The sequence below is a fragment of the Paraburkholderia sp. SECH2 genome, from assembly GCF_030464795.1.
Taxonomy (GTDB): Bacteria; Pseudomonadota; Gammaproteobacteria; order Burkholderiales; family Burkholderiaceae; genus Paraburkholderia; species Paraburkholderia aspalathi.
The window spans coordinates 29600-43738 of the sequence record NZ_JALPRH010000008.1 but is presented as its reverse complement, the minus strand read 5'-3'; the positions used below and the strand labels follow the sequence as shown (position 1 = coordinate 43738).

The window sequence follows — 14139 nt, the reverse complement described above, 5'->3', positions numbered from 1 at the left end:
AATGGGAATTGTTCTCATCTTATGGAATCGTGCTATCGGCTGCAAGTTTCTCGTAAGCATGGCGCGGGGCCGCTCAGGCAAGTCACTTGCGCGCATCGCGTAGACCCTTATCTGGCACGGCTTTTAGGCGGTGCGGATTCGCCGTGTGCGACAAAATGTCGCATATCAAACCTTACAATTAGCATAATTTCTTCGGCATCATCGCGACCTGTGTGAATGGGAATTATTCTCATTTGATATGGGTGTCGAAGAAAACGGAATCAGCGATGAGCGTAAAAAACGGGGTAAAGCAGCCGAAGAAGCGGCTGACGGTGCGGCCACTGCACGTGGCGGCGTGTCTGGCATTCGCGGCAAGTCATGGGGCGTGGGCGCAAGAGGCGTCCATCGCGCAGGCGACGCCGGACGCAAGCGAAAAAGCGCTGCCGACAGTCAAGGTCACGGCGACGCAAGACACGCCACAGCATCTGAAAGAAGACGTCAGCAGCGGGGCGCTCGGCGCGCGCTCGCAACTCGACACACCGTTCTCCACCACCGTGGTTACCAGCGAAGAATTGCAGGATCGCCAGCCGTCCAAGCTCGGCGACGTGTTCGCCACCGACGCCTCCGTATCTGACAACGGCAACGCTTACAACGCATGGGCCACCTACGTGACGGTGCGCGGCATGCAACTCGACTGGCAGTCCGGGTTCAAGATCGATGGCATGCCCTTCAACAGCTATGGCATCACGATGCCGTACGAGCAGCTCGAAAAAGTGGAATTGCTGAAAGGGCTGACTGGTTTCATGTACGGCTTTGGCGCGCCGGGCGGCGTGGTCAACTACGTGACGAAAAAGCCGCCGGTGTCGAGCACGCCAGTACGCAGCGTCGACGTCGGCTATCAGACCGACGGCGTATGGAGCGAGCATGCCGACCTCGGCGGACGTGTCGGCCCGAACGACATGTTCGGCTACCGCCTGAACGCGACGCACGAAGAAGGCAAGACCTACAACGAAGGTAACGTGCGGCGCGATGCTGTTTCGCTGGCGCTCGACGCCCGCATCACCCGCGACCTCAAGGCGACCTTCGGCGCGCTGTATCAGCAGCGTCGTTCGAGCGGTATCACCGGGGCGATCTCGACGGCGCAATATTCCGGCACGAGCTTGCCGCATACGCTGAGCGGTGGCACAGACGACCTCTCCGGCCCCGATCAGCATCTGAATACGAACGTCCAGCTCTACACCGCAGGCGTGCAATACAACCTCGGCCAGGACTGGACGCTCAACGCAAACTACAGCTACAGCAAAAGCTCGCGCGATCGCAACGAAAGCACGTACTACCTGCAAAACAGCGCAGGCGATTACACGGATACCCGCTTCGCCGGCAAGGAAGGGCATCAGCTGAGCTTGTGGCAGGTGTCGGCGGAAGGTAACGTCAAAACCGGGCCGTTCCAGCATCAGCTCGTGTTCGGCGCGGCCTATCAGCGGCAAACCAACGACTACGGCGCGAACAGTTTCTTCGGTCAGATCGGCACCGGCAACATCTATCAGCCGAACACCAATACTTTCAACAGCGCGTCGAATTACTACACGTACCGCGACAGCGACATCACGCAAAAGGCACTGTTTGCGAGCGATACGATCCAGTTGACGCAGCGCTGGTCGGTACTCGGCGGCGTGCGTTACACGAACTACGAACAGCACGGCTATTCGACCACTGGCGCGACGCTCTCGACGTATCGTCAGAACGGTGTCGTGACGCCGTCCGTCGCGCTGATGTTCAAGCTGGCGCCGACCACCACGCTGTACACCAGTTACGTCGAATCGCTGGAGGCGGGTACCGTCGTGGGCGACACGTACGCGAACCGGGGCGAGTTGCTCAAGCCGCTGCGCAGCAAGCAGTACGAAGTCGGGATCAAGAGCGAGCATGCGCGCTGGAGCGCGACGGCCGCGCTGTTCCGGATCGAACGCGGCTCGGCATATGCAAACAGTTCGAACGTCTTTACGCAAGACGGTGAGTCGATCTTTCAGGGCGTGGAGTTCGGCGGCGATGTACGTCTGGGCTCGAGCTGGAATGTCGGCGGCGACCTCATGTGGATCAACACGAAGTACGAGAAGGGTGCGGCCAACAACGGCAATCGCGTGGCCGGCGCGCCGCAGTTCGTCGTGGCGGGTCATGCGACGTACTCCGTGCCGTATGTGCCGGGGTTGCGTATCGGCGCCGACGCGAAGTTCACCGGCAATACCAACGTGCGTCCCAGCGCCAATCTGAACGCGCCGGGCTACATGCTGGTCAATCTCGGCGCGAGCTACGCCACGCGCATCGGCGGCTACGATGTGACGTTCCGCGCGGCGATCGACAACCTGCTCAATCGCCGTTACTGGGAATATCAGTACGCGGACTACGTGACGCCGGGCGATCCGCGCACGCTGTCATTGAACGCACGCATCGACTTCTGATGCATAAAAAAACGGCACCCAGGTGCCGTTTTTTTTCCGCTTGCTGCTACCCGCTCACACCAGCCGCAGATAAATCAATTCCCGCTTGATATACGCATAGAAGATCGGCGCCGCAACCACGCCAGGAATGCCGAACGCGGCTTCCATCACGAGCATCGCGATCAGCAGTTCCCAGGCGCGCGCCTCGATCTGCCCTCCGACGATGCGCGCGTTCAGGAAGTACTCCAGCTTGTGAATCAGGATCAGGAATACCAACGACATGATCGCAGCAGGAAAACTCACCGAGAGCGCCACCGCGACGATGATCGTGTTCGAGATCAGATTGCCGATCACCGGCAGCAAGCCGACGATAAACGTCACCAGCACCAGCGTTTTGGAGAGCGGCAGCGTGTCGTGAAAGATCGGCAGGACCACCAGCAGGAAGATGCCGGTGAAGACCGCATTGATCGCGGAAATCTTCACCTGAGCGAACACGATGCGGCGGAAGGCGTCGGCGAAACGTGTCACGCGCGTGACAAACGCCGTGGACAGCGGCAGCCGTTGCATATGCTTCTGCGCCCCGACCGCGATGATCGCGCCGATGATCATGCCGATCAGAATGTGCGTGAAGCCGCGCGCCGCGGTCTTGCCACTTTGCTGCAGCATGTTCGCGTGAGTCTGCATCAGCTCGGCCGCCTTGGCCTTCATCTGGTCGGTATCGACCGGTAGATAGTTGGCGACGAATTGCGGAATCCGGCCGCGCGCCTGGTCGATTAGCTGCATCGCCTGGTCGAGCAGTTTCTGCACGCTCGGCACGTCGTTCTCGAAATGTTCGATGATGCCGAGCGTCAGTCCCGTCAATGCACCGACTATCACGGCCGAGAGGATTACCACCGCGAGCCAGCGCGCGCGCTGACTCGACATATGCCGCTCGATGCGCGGCGCGATGGTGTGCACGAGTTGAAACACGAGCAGCCCGGCGAGCAAGGCGCCGAGCAGCTTCAGTTCGATGACCGCCCACATTCCGATCAGCATCAGCACGTAACTGCCGATTTCGACCGCCGACAGCTTCGGCAGGCTCATGTCGCTAGTCAGCCTGACCGGGCGTGGGCGTAGGTCCCGCACTTGCCCGTCGTCGCTCGCCTGATTCCGCTTGGCCATGGCTTATTCAGTCTCCAACCGTGTTGTGCAGCGTTACTTTCTACTGGCAATGCGTTTCAGCAGAGGCGCCAGATACTTACCGGTAAAACTTGCCTTCGACTTGGCAACCTGCTCCGGCGTGCCTTGCGCAATGATCTGACCGCCGCCTGCACCGCCTTCGGGGCCGAGATCGATGACCCAGTCGGCGGTCTTTATTACATCGAGATTATGCTCGATGATCACGACGGTATTACCCTGGTCTCGCAAACGATGAATGACTTCCAGCAGCAATGCGATGTCGTGAAAGTGCAGACCGGTGGTCGGCTCGTCCAGGATGTATAGCGTGCGACCCGTGTCGCGCTTGCTCAGTTCCAACGAAAGTTTGACGCGCTGTGCCTCGCCGCCCGACAGAGTGGTGGCCGACTGGCCCAGCCGGATATAGCCGAGACCCACGTCCAGCAAGGTTTTCAGCTTGCGCGCGACGACCGGCACCGGCTTGAAGAACTCGTAGGCATTCTCCACCGTCATGTCGAGCACTTCGCTGATGTTCTTGCCTTTGTACTGGACGTCCAGCGTTTCGCGGTTGTAGCGCTTGCCGTGACAGACGTCGCAGGGAACGTAGACGTCCGGCAAAAAGTGCATTTCCACCTTCAGCACGCCGTCGCCCTGGCAGGATTCGCAGCGGCCGCCCTTCACGTTGAACGAGAAGCGGCCCGCTTCGTAGCCGCGTTCTTTCGCCGCAGGCACGCCCGCGAACAGCTCGCGGATCGGCGTGAACAAGCCCGTGTAGGTGGCTGGATTCGAGCGCGGCGTACGGCCGATCGGCGACTGGTCGACGTTGATGACCTTGTCGAAATGCTCCAGGCCTTCGATCGATTCGTACGGCGCCGGCTCGGTGGACGAGCCATACAGGTGATGCGCGATCGCGTGGTACAGCGTGTCGTTGATCAGCGTGGACTTGCCCGAACCGGACACGCCGGTCACACAGGTCAGCAAGCCGACCGGCAGATCGAGCGAGACGTGCTGCAGATTGTTGCCGTATGCCTCGACGATGCGCAGACGGCGCTCGTCCGGTTCCTTGCGCTCGTCCGGGAATTCGATGTTGCGGGCGCCGGACATGTACTGCCCGGTCATCGATGCCGCGTTCGCCTCGACCTGCTTGGGCGTGCCTTCGGCGATCACCATGCCGCCGTGTTCGCCCGCGCCCGGCCCCATGTCGACCACATAGTCGGCCATGCGAATCATGTCTTCATCGTGCTCGACGACGATCACCGAGTTGCCCAGGTCGCGCAAATGCTTGAGCGTGGCGATCAGGCGATCGTTGTCGCGCTGATGCAGACCGATCGACGGCTCGTCCAGCACGTACATCACACCCGTCAAACCCGAACCGATCTGCGAGGCGAGGCGAATCCGCTGCGCTTCACCGCCCGACAGCGTTTCCGCGCTGCGCTCGAGCGACAGGTAGTCGAGCCCGACGTTATTCAGGAACATGAGTCGCGCGACGATTTCCTTGACGACCTTGTCGGCGATTTCGCGTTTCGAACCCTCGAGCCGCAAGGTCTGGAAATAGCCGAGCGCGTCGCGCAACGGCCAGCCGCTGATTTCGAAGATGCCGCGCGCGTCGCTGTTCGAGCCGATCCGCACGAAACGCGCTTCCCGACGCAGCCGCGTGCCGGCGCAAGCGGGGCAGGGCTGGTTGTTCTGATACTTGGCGAGCTCTTCACGTACCGCAACCGAATCGGTCTCGCGATAACGCCGCTCCAGGTTCGGGATGATCCCTTCGAACACATGCTCGCGCACGGAAGTGCGGCCGCGCTCGTTGATGTATGAGAACGGAATCTCCTGCTTGCCCGAACCGAACAGCAGAATCTTGCGGACTTTCTCGGGCAGGTCTTCGACGGCCGTGTCGATGTCGAACTCGTAGAACGCCGCGAGACTCTGCAGCATCTGGAAGTAAAACTGATTACGCCGGTCCCAGCCCTTCACCGCGCCCGCTGCCAGCGACAGCGACGGATGCGCGACAACCCGCTTCGGATCGAAGAAGGTGATCTGGCCGAGGCCGTCGCACTCCGGGCACGCGCCCATCGGGTTGTTGAACGAGAAGAGGCGCGGCTCCAGTTCCTGCAGCGAATACGAGCAGATCGGGCAGGCGAACTTCGAGCTGAACAGATGTTCCTTGTCCGTATCCATTTCGAGCGCGATCGCGCGGCCGTCGGCGAGACGCAGTGCCGTTTCGAACGATTCGGCGAGGCGCTGCTTCATATCGCCGCGCACTTTCAACCGGTCGACGACCACGTCGATCGTGTGCTTGTCGTTTTTCTTGAGCTTGGGCAGCGAGTCGACTTCATAGATCTTCGCGACGCCTTCGTTGGCCGTGCCGCCGCCCGAACGCACGCGAAAACGGATGAAGCCCTGCGCCTGCATCTCTTCGAAAAGCTCGACGTGTTCGCCTTTGCGGTTCGCCACCACCGGCGCGAGGATCATCAGCTTGGTCTCTTCCGGCAGCGCGAGCGCCGCGTCGACCATCTGCGAGACGCTTTGCGCTTCCAGCGGAATTTCGTGGTCCGGACAGTACGGCGTGCCGACCCGTGCGAACAACAGCCGCAGATAGTCGTGAATTTCGGTGACGGTGCCGACCGTGGAGCGCGGATTGTGCGAAGTCGCCTTCTGTTCGATCGAGATCGCCGGCGACAGGCCTTCGATCAGATCGACGTCCGGCTTTTCCATCAATTGCAGGAACTGGCGGGCGTAAGCGGAGAGACTTTCGACGTAGCGGCGCTGTCCTTCCGCATAGAGCGTATCGAACGCGAGCGACGATTTACCCGAGCCGGATAGGCCCGTAATCACGACGAGCTTGTGACGTGGGAGGTCGAGATTGACGTTCTTCAGGTTGTGGGTGCGAGCCCCACGGATACGGATTTGTTCCACGCGTTATTCCAAGACTTGGCCCGTGACCTGGCGGAAAGAGGAGGAGGCTAAACCTGCTACTATAACGACTTTTCAAGACCGCCGTTACGGCTTCCTGACAGCCCGAAGAAGGTGCAAGGCAAGCTGTAAGGCTGCGGTCCAGCGCCGCGGGAAAGAGGCCTAACTGGGGCCATTTTTCGCGAGTACAAGGCGCCGCGAGGCGCCGGACGAGCGTCTGGCAAGGCCGCCGGCCCGAATGCCGCGCCGTATGTTTGCCGCCCCGCTCATTCAAAGAACGTTCCCGATGTCCAATCCGTCCGCTACATCCTCACGCATGAGCGCGCCTGAAATGCGCGCGACCGTGTCGCTCGCCGCCATCTTCGCGCTGCGCATGCTCGGTCTCTTCATGATCATGCCGGTGTTCTCGATCTACGCGAAGACCATCCCCGGCGGCGACAACGTGCTGCTGGTGGGGATCGCGCTGGGTGCGTACGGCGTGACGCAGTCGATGCTGTACATCTTTTATGGCTGGATCTCCGACAAGGTCGGCCGCAAACCGGTCATTGCGACCGGTCTCCTGATTTTCGCGCTTGGCAGCTTCGTCGCGGCGGGCGCGCACGACATGACGTGGATCATTGTCGGGCGGGTGATTCAGGGTATGGGCGCGGTGTCGTCCGCGGTGATCGCGTTTATCGCCGACCTGACCTCCGAAGAGCATCGCACCAAGGCGATGGCGATGGTTGGCGGCAGTATTGGCGTATCGTTCGCGGTGGCGATTGTCGGTGCGCCGATCGTGTTCCAGTGGGTCGGCATGAGCGGCCTGTTCACGCTGGTCGGCATTTTCTCGATTCTGGCGATTGGTCTCGTGCTGTGGGTCGTCCCGGATGCGCCCAAACCCGTGCACGTGCGTGCGCCGTTCGCCGAGGTGCTGCATAACGTCGAGCTGCTGCGCCTGAATTTTGGCGTGCTCGTGCTGCACGCCACGCAAACCGCGTTGTTTCTCGTCGTGCCGCGTATTCTCGAAGCCGGCGGCCTGCCGGTCGCGTCGCACTGGAAGGTGTATTTGCCGGTGATGGGCCTCTCTTTCGTGATGATGGTCCCGGCGATCATCGCCGCGGAAAAGCGCGGAAAAATGAAAATCGTGCTCCTTTCCGCAATCGGTCTTATCCTGATCGGACAGTTGTTGTTGGGCGTCGCACCGCATACGATTCTGACTGTGGCGGCGATCCTCTTTGTTTACTTTTTGGGCTTCAATATTCTTGAAGCGTCGCAGCCTTCGCTGGTGTCGAAACTGGCGCCGGGAACCCGCAAGGGCGCGGCGGCGGGCGTGTACAACACCACGCAGTCGATTGGTCTTGCGCTGGGCGGGGTGGTCGGCGGCTGGCTGCTGAAAGTGGATGGTCAGAGCGCTGTGTTTTTCACTTGCTCGGGGCTCGTCTTTTGCTGGCTTATAATCGCGGCAAATATGAAACAGCCGCCGCGCAAGAAGGCGTAACAGGACTCACAGAACTCACCCGGCGGCGGGACAGAGGCGCAGTTCTGGTCTCCGGCCTGCCGGCCATGAGACGCGAACCGCGCGTTGCCGCGCCGCCCGTAACAGAATCAACAGGAGAAACTCATGGCATCCGTGAACAAGGTCATTCTCGTCGGCAATCTCGGAGCCGATCCGGAAGTTCGTTATCTTCCGAGCGGCGACGCACTGGCGAACATCCGCCTTGCGACAACGGATCGGTACAAGGACAAGACGTCCGGCGAAATGAAGGAAGCAACCGAATGGCACCGTGTGGTGTTCTTCGGCCGGCTCGCTGAAATCGTGAACGAATATCTGAAGAAGGGTTCGTCGGTGTACCTGGAAGGGCGCATCCGCACCCGCAAGTGGCAGGCTCAGGACGGCACCGACCGTTACTCGACCGAAATCGTCGCCGAACAGATGCAAATGTTGGGTGGTCGTGGCGGTTCGTCGGGTGGTGGTGGCGACGAAGGCGGTTACAGCCGCGGCGAGCCGTCGGAGCGTAGCGGTGGTGGTGGTGGCGGCCGTGCGGTTTCGGGCGGCGGCGCTTCGCGTGGCGGCAGCGGTGGTGGCGGTGGCGGTTCGAGCCGTCCGAGCGCGCCGGCTGGCGGTGGGTTTGATGAGATGGATGACGATATTCCGTTTTGAGATTTCGTAACCGTAGAATGTAAAGATCAACCCCGCCTTTGTGCGGGGTTTTTCTTTTTATATCTGGGATTCAGGGCATTCCCTGGCCCGCAACATTTACCGGAGGGGTACCGCGGCTGCCGGCGATTTTTTGTTCGTAACTATTACCGACAATTTCCGGCGCTAGCGGTCCGGACAGGTGGGCTTCGTGGGGCGCTGCCACGAAAAAGTCGTAAACATTGCCTAGGTTGAATCGGAAGCATCAGGGAGGAACCCATGCATGCCCGATTTCATGTCGTCACGGTTCGCCACCCAGACGGGGAGCGGTTACCGATCTTGCTGGATGCAGATCGACAGCCCGTACCGTGGATTAACAACTATGTGATCCGGCGGTTGCGACCGAGGCTTGCCGTCAGCAGCCTCGTCAAGACGCTTCATGTGCTGGGACATATGTGGCAATGGGCGTGCTCCGAAGCGTTTCCTCTCGAGGCACGGCTTGTCTCTGGAGACGGACTGACTCCGGATGAAATCGTCAGCAGGCTTTATCCAGGCCTGCGTCGCAACTTCAGGACGGCGGACAAGGTCCGCAAACTGGTTGTCTCGCCAGACACGGTGGTGTTCCGGCTTAATGTCGCCCTGCGCTGCGTCGTCTGGCACCTCGAATGCGCAATGGCACTGATGGCGCCGGGCAGCCAGCAACTCGCCGATGCACGGGAGCGATTGGCAGTCATTCAGCGGAGCTTTGCAACGGCAGCGCGAACACGCGTACCGACTGCGGTGCATGCCACATCGCTCACGGATGAGCAGTTGCAACGTCTGCTGCAGTTCTGTCATCCAGACGTGGCTGGAAACCCTTGGAAGAAGCCCTATCGCGAGCGCAACTTCCTGATTGTGCTGATGCTTGTCACGCTTGGAATCAGGCGAGGTGAGCTGCTCAAACTCCGTCTGTCTGACTGCCTTCTATCCAGAACCATTCCCGAAATCCGGGTCGAGCGCTCGCCCGACGATCCGGTTGATCCGCGCAGGCACGAGCCACAGGTAAAAACTGAATCGCGGCATCTGCCGTGTGACGTATCGCTTGCCAGATATCTGAACGAGTACATCTGTAGGGTGCGGCGGCTGATCCCTGGCGCAAACAGAAGTCCGTATCTGTTCCTGAGCCGCAACGGGCAGCCGATGAGTCTTGTGCGTGTGAATGGTCTGCTCGACCAGGTCGGGCACGTCCACCCGGAGTTCGTCGACCTGCATCCCCACTCCCTGCGAAGCACGTGCGCGACCAACTTCCGCTCGACAGCGCAGCGCAACGGCGTGGACGAGGACCGCATCGACAAGGACATGATGTACTTCTTTGGCTGGCGTTCATCTGGTTCGGTGACTCCCTACATCGATGCAGCGATCCGACGGGAATCGTGTGAGATCAGCCTGCGTTACCAGACCTCACTCTTCGGCCGGGACACGTTGAGGAGCAGTACGTGACGAACGATGATGTCAACTTGGCGATGGCCGGAACGCTCGCCCGGTTTAACCTGCCAGCGTTGCCCGATTCTGTCATTGACCGGGACGGCCGACGTATCGATATGGCTGAATCTCGCTGGAGACTCAATACCGTTACAGATCACGTGTCTATCGACTGGGCTGACTTTGCTGATTTCAATCTGACCGTGAACTATGCGTTGAGGAGATGGGCGGTGCAGCTGTTGACCCAGCAGGCCAGCGCGAGTGTCGCCAGCGCGGTGTCAGGGACCGCGGCGGTTATAAGCGGCCGTGGAGGGGGGGCGAATGCGTCGTTCGAAGAATTGCGCGCGCATTGGCAGATGATGAAAACCATCAATGAGCCGGAGAGGTTGCGTCCAGCTCTGCGTACCCTTGTGGTCAAGGCTATTCAGGGGTTGCGGGCCCGCAAGGCGATGTCGAACTTCTATCGCTTGCGTCTGTGGTACTCCTGGTCGTCTGAAATGCTGCCGTGCCTCGGGTTCGATGACGAATTCGCGCTGGAGCTCAACGAGATCTGGGTTCCAGGCCGACCTTCGCAACTGGCGGTGGAGCTGGAAGACGAGGATTGTGGACCGCTCTGTGATACTGAGGTGACGCTATTAAGCAAGGCTCTGGCCGCAGACCAGTCGATGAAACGGTCCCGCCTCCTGCAACGCTCGGCCGTTGCGCTCTGTCTGGCCCTTGGCAGGAATCCGGCGAACTTCTGCCTGCTACGTGAGACGGACCTTCGCAACATCGTTGAAGGATATGACGTGCCGCCTCAATGGGTACTGTCCGTTCCGCGTATCAAGAAGTCCGGTGTGGGACCTCGCCAGGTCTTTGTAGAGGAGCGTATTAGCGACGATCTTGCGAAGTTGCTCCGGGATCTCATTAAGAGTAACGCGTCGATTGACTGCGGTGACTGTCCAAGGCCGCTCTTCATGCGAAGCCGGCCGGACAAGTGGTGCGTCGGCACAGATATCGGCGAGTACGCGTATCACATCCCATCCAAACAGTTCGCTCAACTGCTCCGGTACTTCTCGTTGAGATCGGGACTGATCTCGCCGCGTACCATGCGACCGCTGAATGTGACGCCACGGCGCCTGCGCTACACCTTCGCCACCACAATGGTCGAACTAGGTGTCTGCCGGAAAGTGCTCGCAGTCATGCTCGATCACTCGGATACGCAGCACGTGAGGGTCTACTACGCGCTAAAGGGCAGGCAGTTGACCACGATTCTTGATCAGGCCGCAGCGTTGAAACTGGGGCCGCTGATGAGGTTGTTCCGGGGCACGCTCGTGCCATCTTCCGGATGGGCTGAGAACGGCTCCGATCCGCAGAAAAGCATCAGGTTTACAGGGGATGTGTCTGCGGTGCGACCGGTTGAAATCGGTGCATGCGGACAGGAGCAACTGTGCACGCTCGATCCGCCGTTCTCCTGCTATCTGTGCCCGAAATTCCAGCCTTACGTCGAGGCTGACCATCAGGCTGTGCTCAACGAACTTCTCGCCAGTCGTGAGCATCGCCGGATTCGGTATGGCTCACGGCTTTCGATACAGCTTGATGACGTTATCTATGCAGTTGCGCAGGTGGTTCAGGAGATTGAAGAACATGTTCGCAAGCCTCGCAAAAAGGCGTAAGTCGATGGCGGCACCTGCCTGCGCAGTGGGTGCGCCGTCGGCGAACTGGCTGGTCAATCAGGCTTCGCTCGTGGCCGCGGCCAGATCGTCAGTTCCGTTTGCCGGTGTCGACTGGTGCAGTCCGGTCTGGGACGTGTCAGAGACTTACCGGCATCGCACTCGTGGTCACAAGATAGACAAGTCGGTACAGAGGCTGATGTTCACCCGGCACAGTCCCGGACATCGCTTACCGGGAGCTCCACTGCACGGCGTGTTTGGAGATGTGGTCAAGTCGCTCGTGTGTCTGAGACATCGGCAGCGAGGGCAGTCATCGAATAGCCACATGGTATTCGTGCGCGCAACGCGTTACGTGTTCGATGCGCTTGCCGACTGCGGGTACGACATCAGCGAGCTGGGCTGCGATCATCTCGACGCTGCAGCTTCAAGAGTGCGAGGGCGTGAGAAAGAGTCGACAGCGTACAAGGTCATCGGGCATATGGAGGAGTTTGCCGACGCGCTGGATCGTAACGGACTATGCCGGTTGCGCCTGGACTGGCGATGCCGGCATAAAGTTCGTCCGAGATGGCTGACGCCCGATCGTGTCGAGCAGGACCATCGCGATATCGGGCCAGAGAATCGTCTCCCCGATGAAGACGCCATTCGCGCGCTCGGGTACCTCTATCAGCACATCCCGCGCGGTGCGCCGCCATCCGAATGTGTCAGCGGTGATCGCATCATGACCCTGATTGCCACGATCATGGTCTGCACCGGGTTACGCATAGGGGAGATGTTGACGCTGCCTGAATACCCCCTGAAAACGGGCAGGGACGGCAGCAGGGTTCTGCGCTATGCGCGCCTGAAAGGCAGGGCCGACGAAATATGTGTTGAATGGGAAGACAAGCCCCTGCTTACCGAGACAGTAACGCTGGTCGAGGAAGCACTCAACGAACTGCATGAGGCAACAGAGGGCGCGAGGCAGGTGGCCCGGGCGTTCAATGAAACGGGGCGCCTGCTGTCCGGAACAATGCTTGATGCAGAGATCGCCGGGCGGCCGTTGATCGCGATTCTTGGGCTGCACAGCCTGAACATTGCACAGTTCCTCAAGATACGCGGGATTCCCTACTCGATACGGGCGCGCAGTTGTTGCGTCGGCCGCGATAGCCTCCTTCGGGGGCTGGCCTATGATCACTGCACACTGCCGGTCATTCCTGGGCCACCGGGCGAGGGCATACTTCTGCACGAAGCCCTGTGCGTCTGCTACACCAACCAGATGCACCGGGGTAACAGGCCGACGCTGATGTATGCAGCACGTCCGATATCAGACCAGCAGATAGGGGACTTCCTGAGCGGACGCGGCGAGATCCGGTCTGTCTTCGAACGCTATTCCGTGCTCGACAGCCGCGGCGACCCAATCAGCCTGCGCTCACACGGATTCCGCCACTTCCTCAACCATCTGCTCGACGAGGGCGGTGCATCGGATCTTGTGCAGACGAAGTGGTTCGGGCGTAAATACGAAGCCGATACGCGTGCTTACCAGCACCTCACGCTCTCACAAAGAGCGGTCAGGGTTGTAGCAGACATCGAAGACGGACGCATGGGTGGCATAGTGCCCGAAATGGCGAAAGCGTTGCCGGTCGAAATGACTCACACGTTTCTGACAGCCCGCATTCATGCTGTACACGATGTCGGACCGGGTATGTGCATCCATGACTTCCAGATGGCACCGTGTCCGAAGCACCTGCAGTGCACAGTCAATTGCGACGAATTCATCTGGTTGAAGGGTGACGTCTCGCGGACCGACGAGCTGAAGCGTCAGGCTGCGGTCGTGCGGCTCAGCCTGCAGAACGTCGAGACTGAGATCGGTACACCGGCACTCGTCGCACCGGACTGGCTCCGGCATCTGCGCACCCGGTACACGCAATTGATGACCCAGCTTGCAACGCTCAACGTCAGCGAACCGGACCTTCTGCGCTACATCAACGAAGGAGGCGACGGTGCCGAAAATCATACGGGCTAATGGAAAACTGGGAGAACGCAAGGCGGCAGGTATCGTTGCCGAACTCGAACGTTGGCGTAACGGCGAGCTTGGCACAAAACTGACGTGGGAGTGTGTCGAGGCCTTCTCGGGATTTACAAGGCAGGCACTGAGCCGTCATCCGGAAATCCAGCAGGCGTATCTCGAGGCTAAACGGGCTCTTGCCATGCCGGCCCGCCGCTCGCGCTCCCGTGTGAAAGGCGATGAGGTCCTGTACCTTGACAAGACGATCGAGCGCCTGCGCGCACGGATTACGCAATATGAAGCGCTTGAGCAGCAGTGGCTTCAGCGCTGGCAGCGCATCGCCTTCCACTGCGCGAGAAAGGGGCTGAACATTGAAGAGCTTGATCTCCCCCTTGACAGCGCAAGCCGGCGTTAAGGCAACTGACCAGAGGCGTGTCGGATCTGGGCGGG

9 protein-coding genes are annotated in these 14139 nt (G+C 60.2%); 7 read left to right on the top strand and 2 right to left on the bottom strand.

The window, feature by feature from the left end:
• Positions 1-266 precede the first annotated feature (266 nt).
• Positions 267-2435 (top strand): TonB-dependent siderophore receptor, encoded by a 2169-nt coding sequence (locus M0D66_RS15860; RefSeq protein ID WP_266210994.1) that lies wholly within the window; start codon positions 267-269, stop codon positions 2433-2435.
• A gap of 54 nt (positions 2436-2489) precedes the next feature.
• Here the strand turns inward: M0D66_RS15860 and M0D66_RS15855 are convergent, their stop codons facing one another.
• Positions 2490-3575: an AI-2E family transporter gene (locus tag M0D66_RS15855; protein ID WP_093643661.1), complete on the bottom strand. Its 1086-nt coding sequence runs from the start codon at positions 3573-3575 to the stop codon at positions 2490-2492.
• A gap of 33 nt (positions 3576-3608) precedes the next feature.
• The gene (uvrA, locus tag M0D66_RS15850; protein ID WP_266210993.1) at positions 3609-6482 is read right to left on the bottom strand and encodes an excinuclease ABC subunit UvrA; all 2874 of its coding nucleotides are present in this window, start codon (positions 6480-6482) and stop codon (positions 3609-3611) included.
• Between the two features lie 283 nt (positions 6483-6765).
• Here uvrA and M0D66_RS15845 point away from each other — a divergent pair, with 283 nt between their 5' ends.
• The 6 genes from M0D66_RS15845 (at position 6766) to M0D66_RS15820 (ending at position 14104) form a co-directional block, all read left to right on the top strand.
• On the top strand, positions 6766-7956 hold the full coding sequence (locus M0D66_RS15845; protein ID WP_171925184.1) for an MFS transporter: 1191 nt from the start codon (positions 6766-6768) through the stop codon (positions 7954-7956).
• Positions 7957-8079: 123 nt separating this feature from the next.
• A complete protein-coding gene (locus tag M0D66_RS15840; RefSeq protein WP_266210992.1) occupies positions 8080-8619 on the top strand; it encodes a single-stranded DNA-binding protein in 540 nt (179 codons plus the stop codon).
• A 255-nt stretch (positions 8620-8874) separates the two neighbouring features.
• Positions 8875-10074: a site-specific integrase gene (locus M0D66_RS15835; protein WP_266210991.1), complete on the top strand. Its 1200-nt coding sequence runs from the start codon at positions 8875-8877 to the stop codon at positions 10072-10074.
• Positions 10071-11711, top strand: coding sequence for a site-specific integrase (locus M0D66_RS15830; protein WP_266210990.1), 1641 nt, complete (start codon positions 10071-10073; stop codon positions 11709-11711). Before M0D66_RS15835 ends, M0D66_RS15830 begins: the two co-directional genes overlap by 4 nt.
• Positions 11683-13707, top strand: coding sequence for an integrase (locus tag M0D66_RS15825; RefSeq protein WP_266210989.1), 2025 nt, complete (start codon positions 11683-11685; stop codon positions 13705-13707). Before M0D66_RS15830 ends, M0D66_RS15825 begins: the two co-directional genes overlap by 29 nt.
• Positions 13685-14104: a hypothetical protein gene (locus M0D66_RS15820; RefSeq protein ID WP_266211060.1), complete on the top strand. Its 420-nt coding sequence runs from the start codon at positions 13685-13687 to the stop codon at positions 14102-14104. The genes M0D66_RS15825 and M0D66_RS15820 overlap by 23 nt, the downstream gene beginning before the upstream one ends.
• Positions 14105-14139 lie beyond the last annotated feature (35 nt).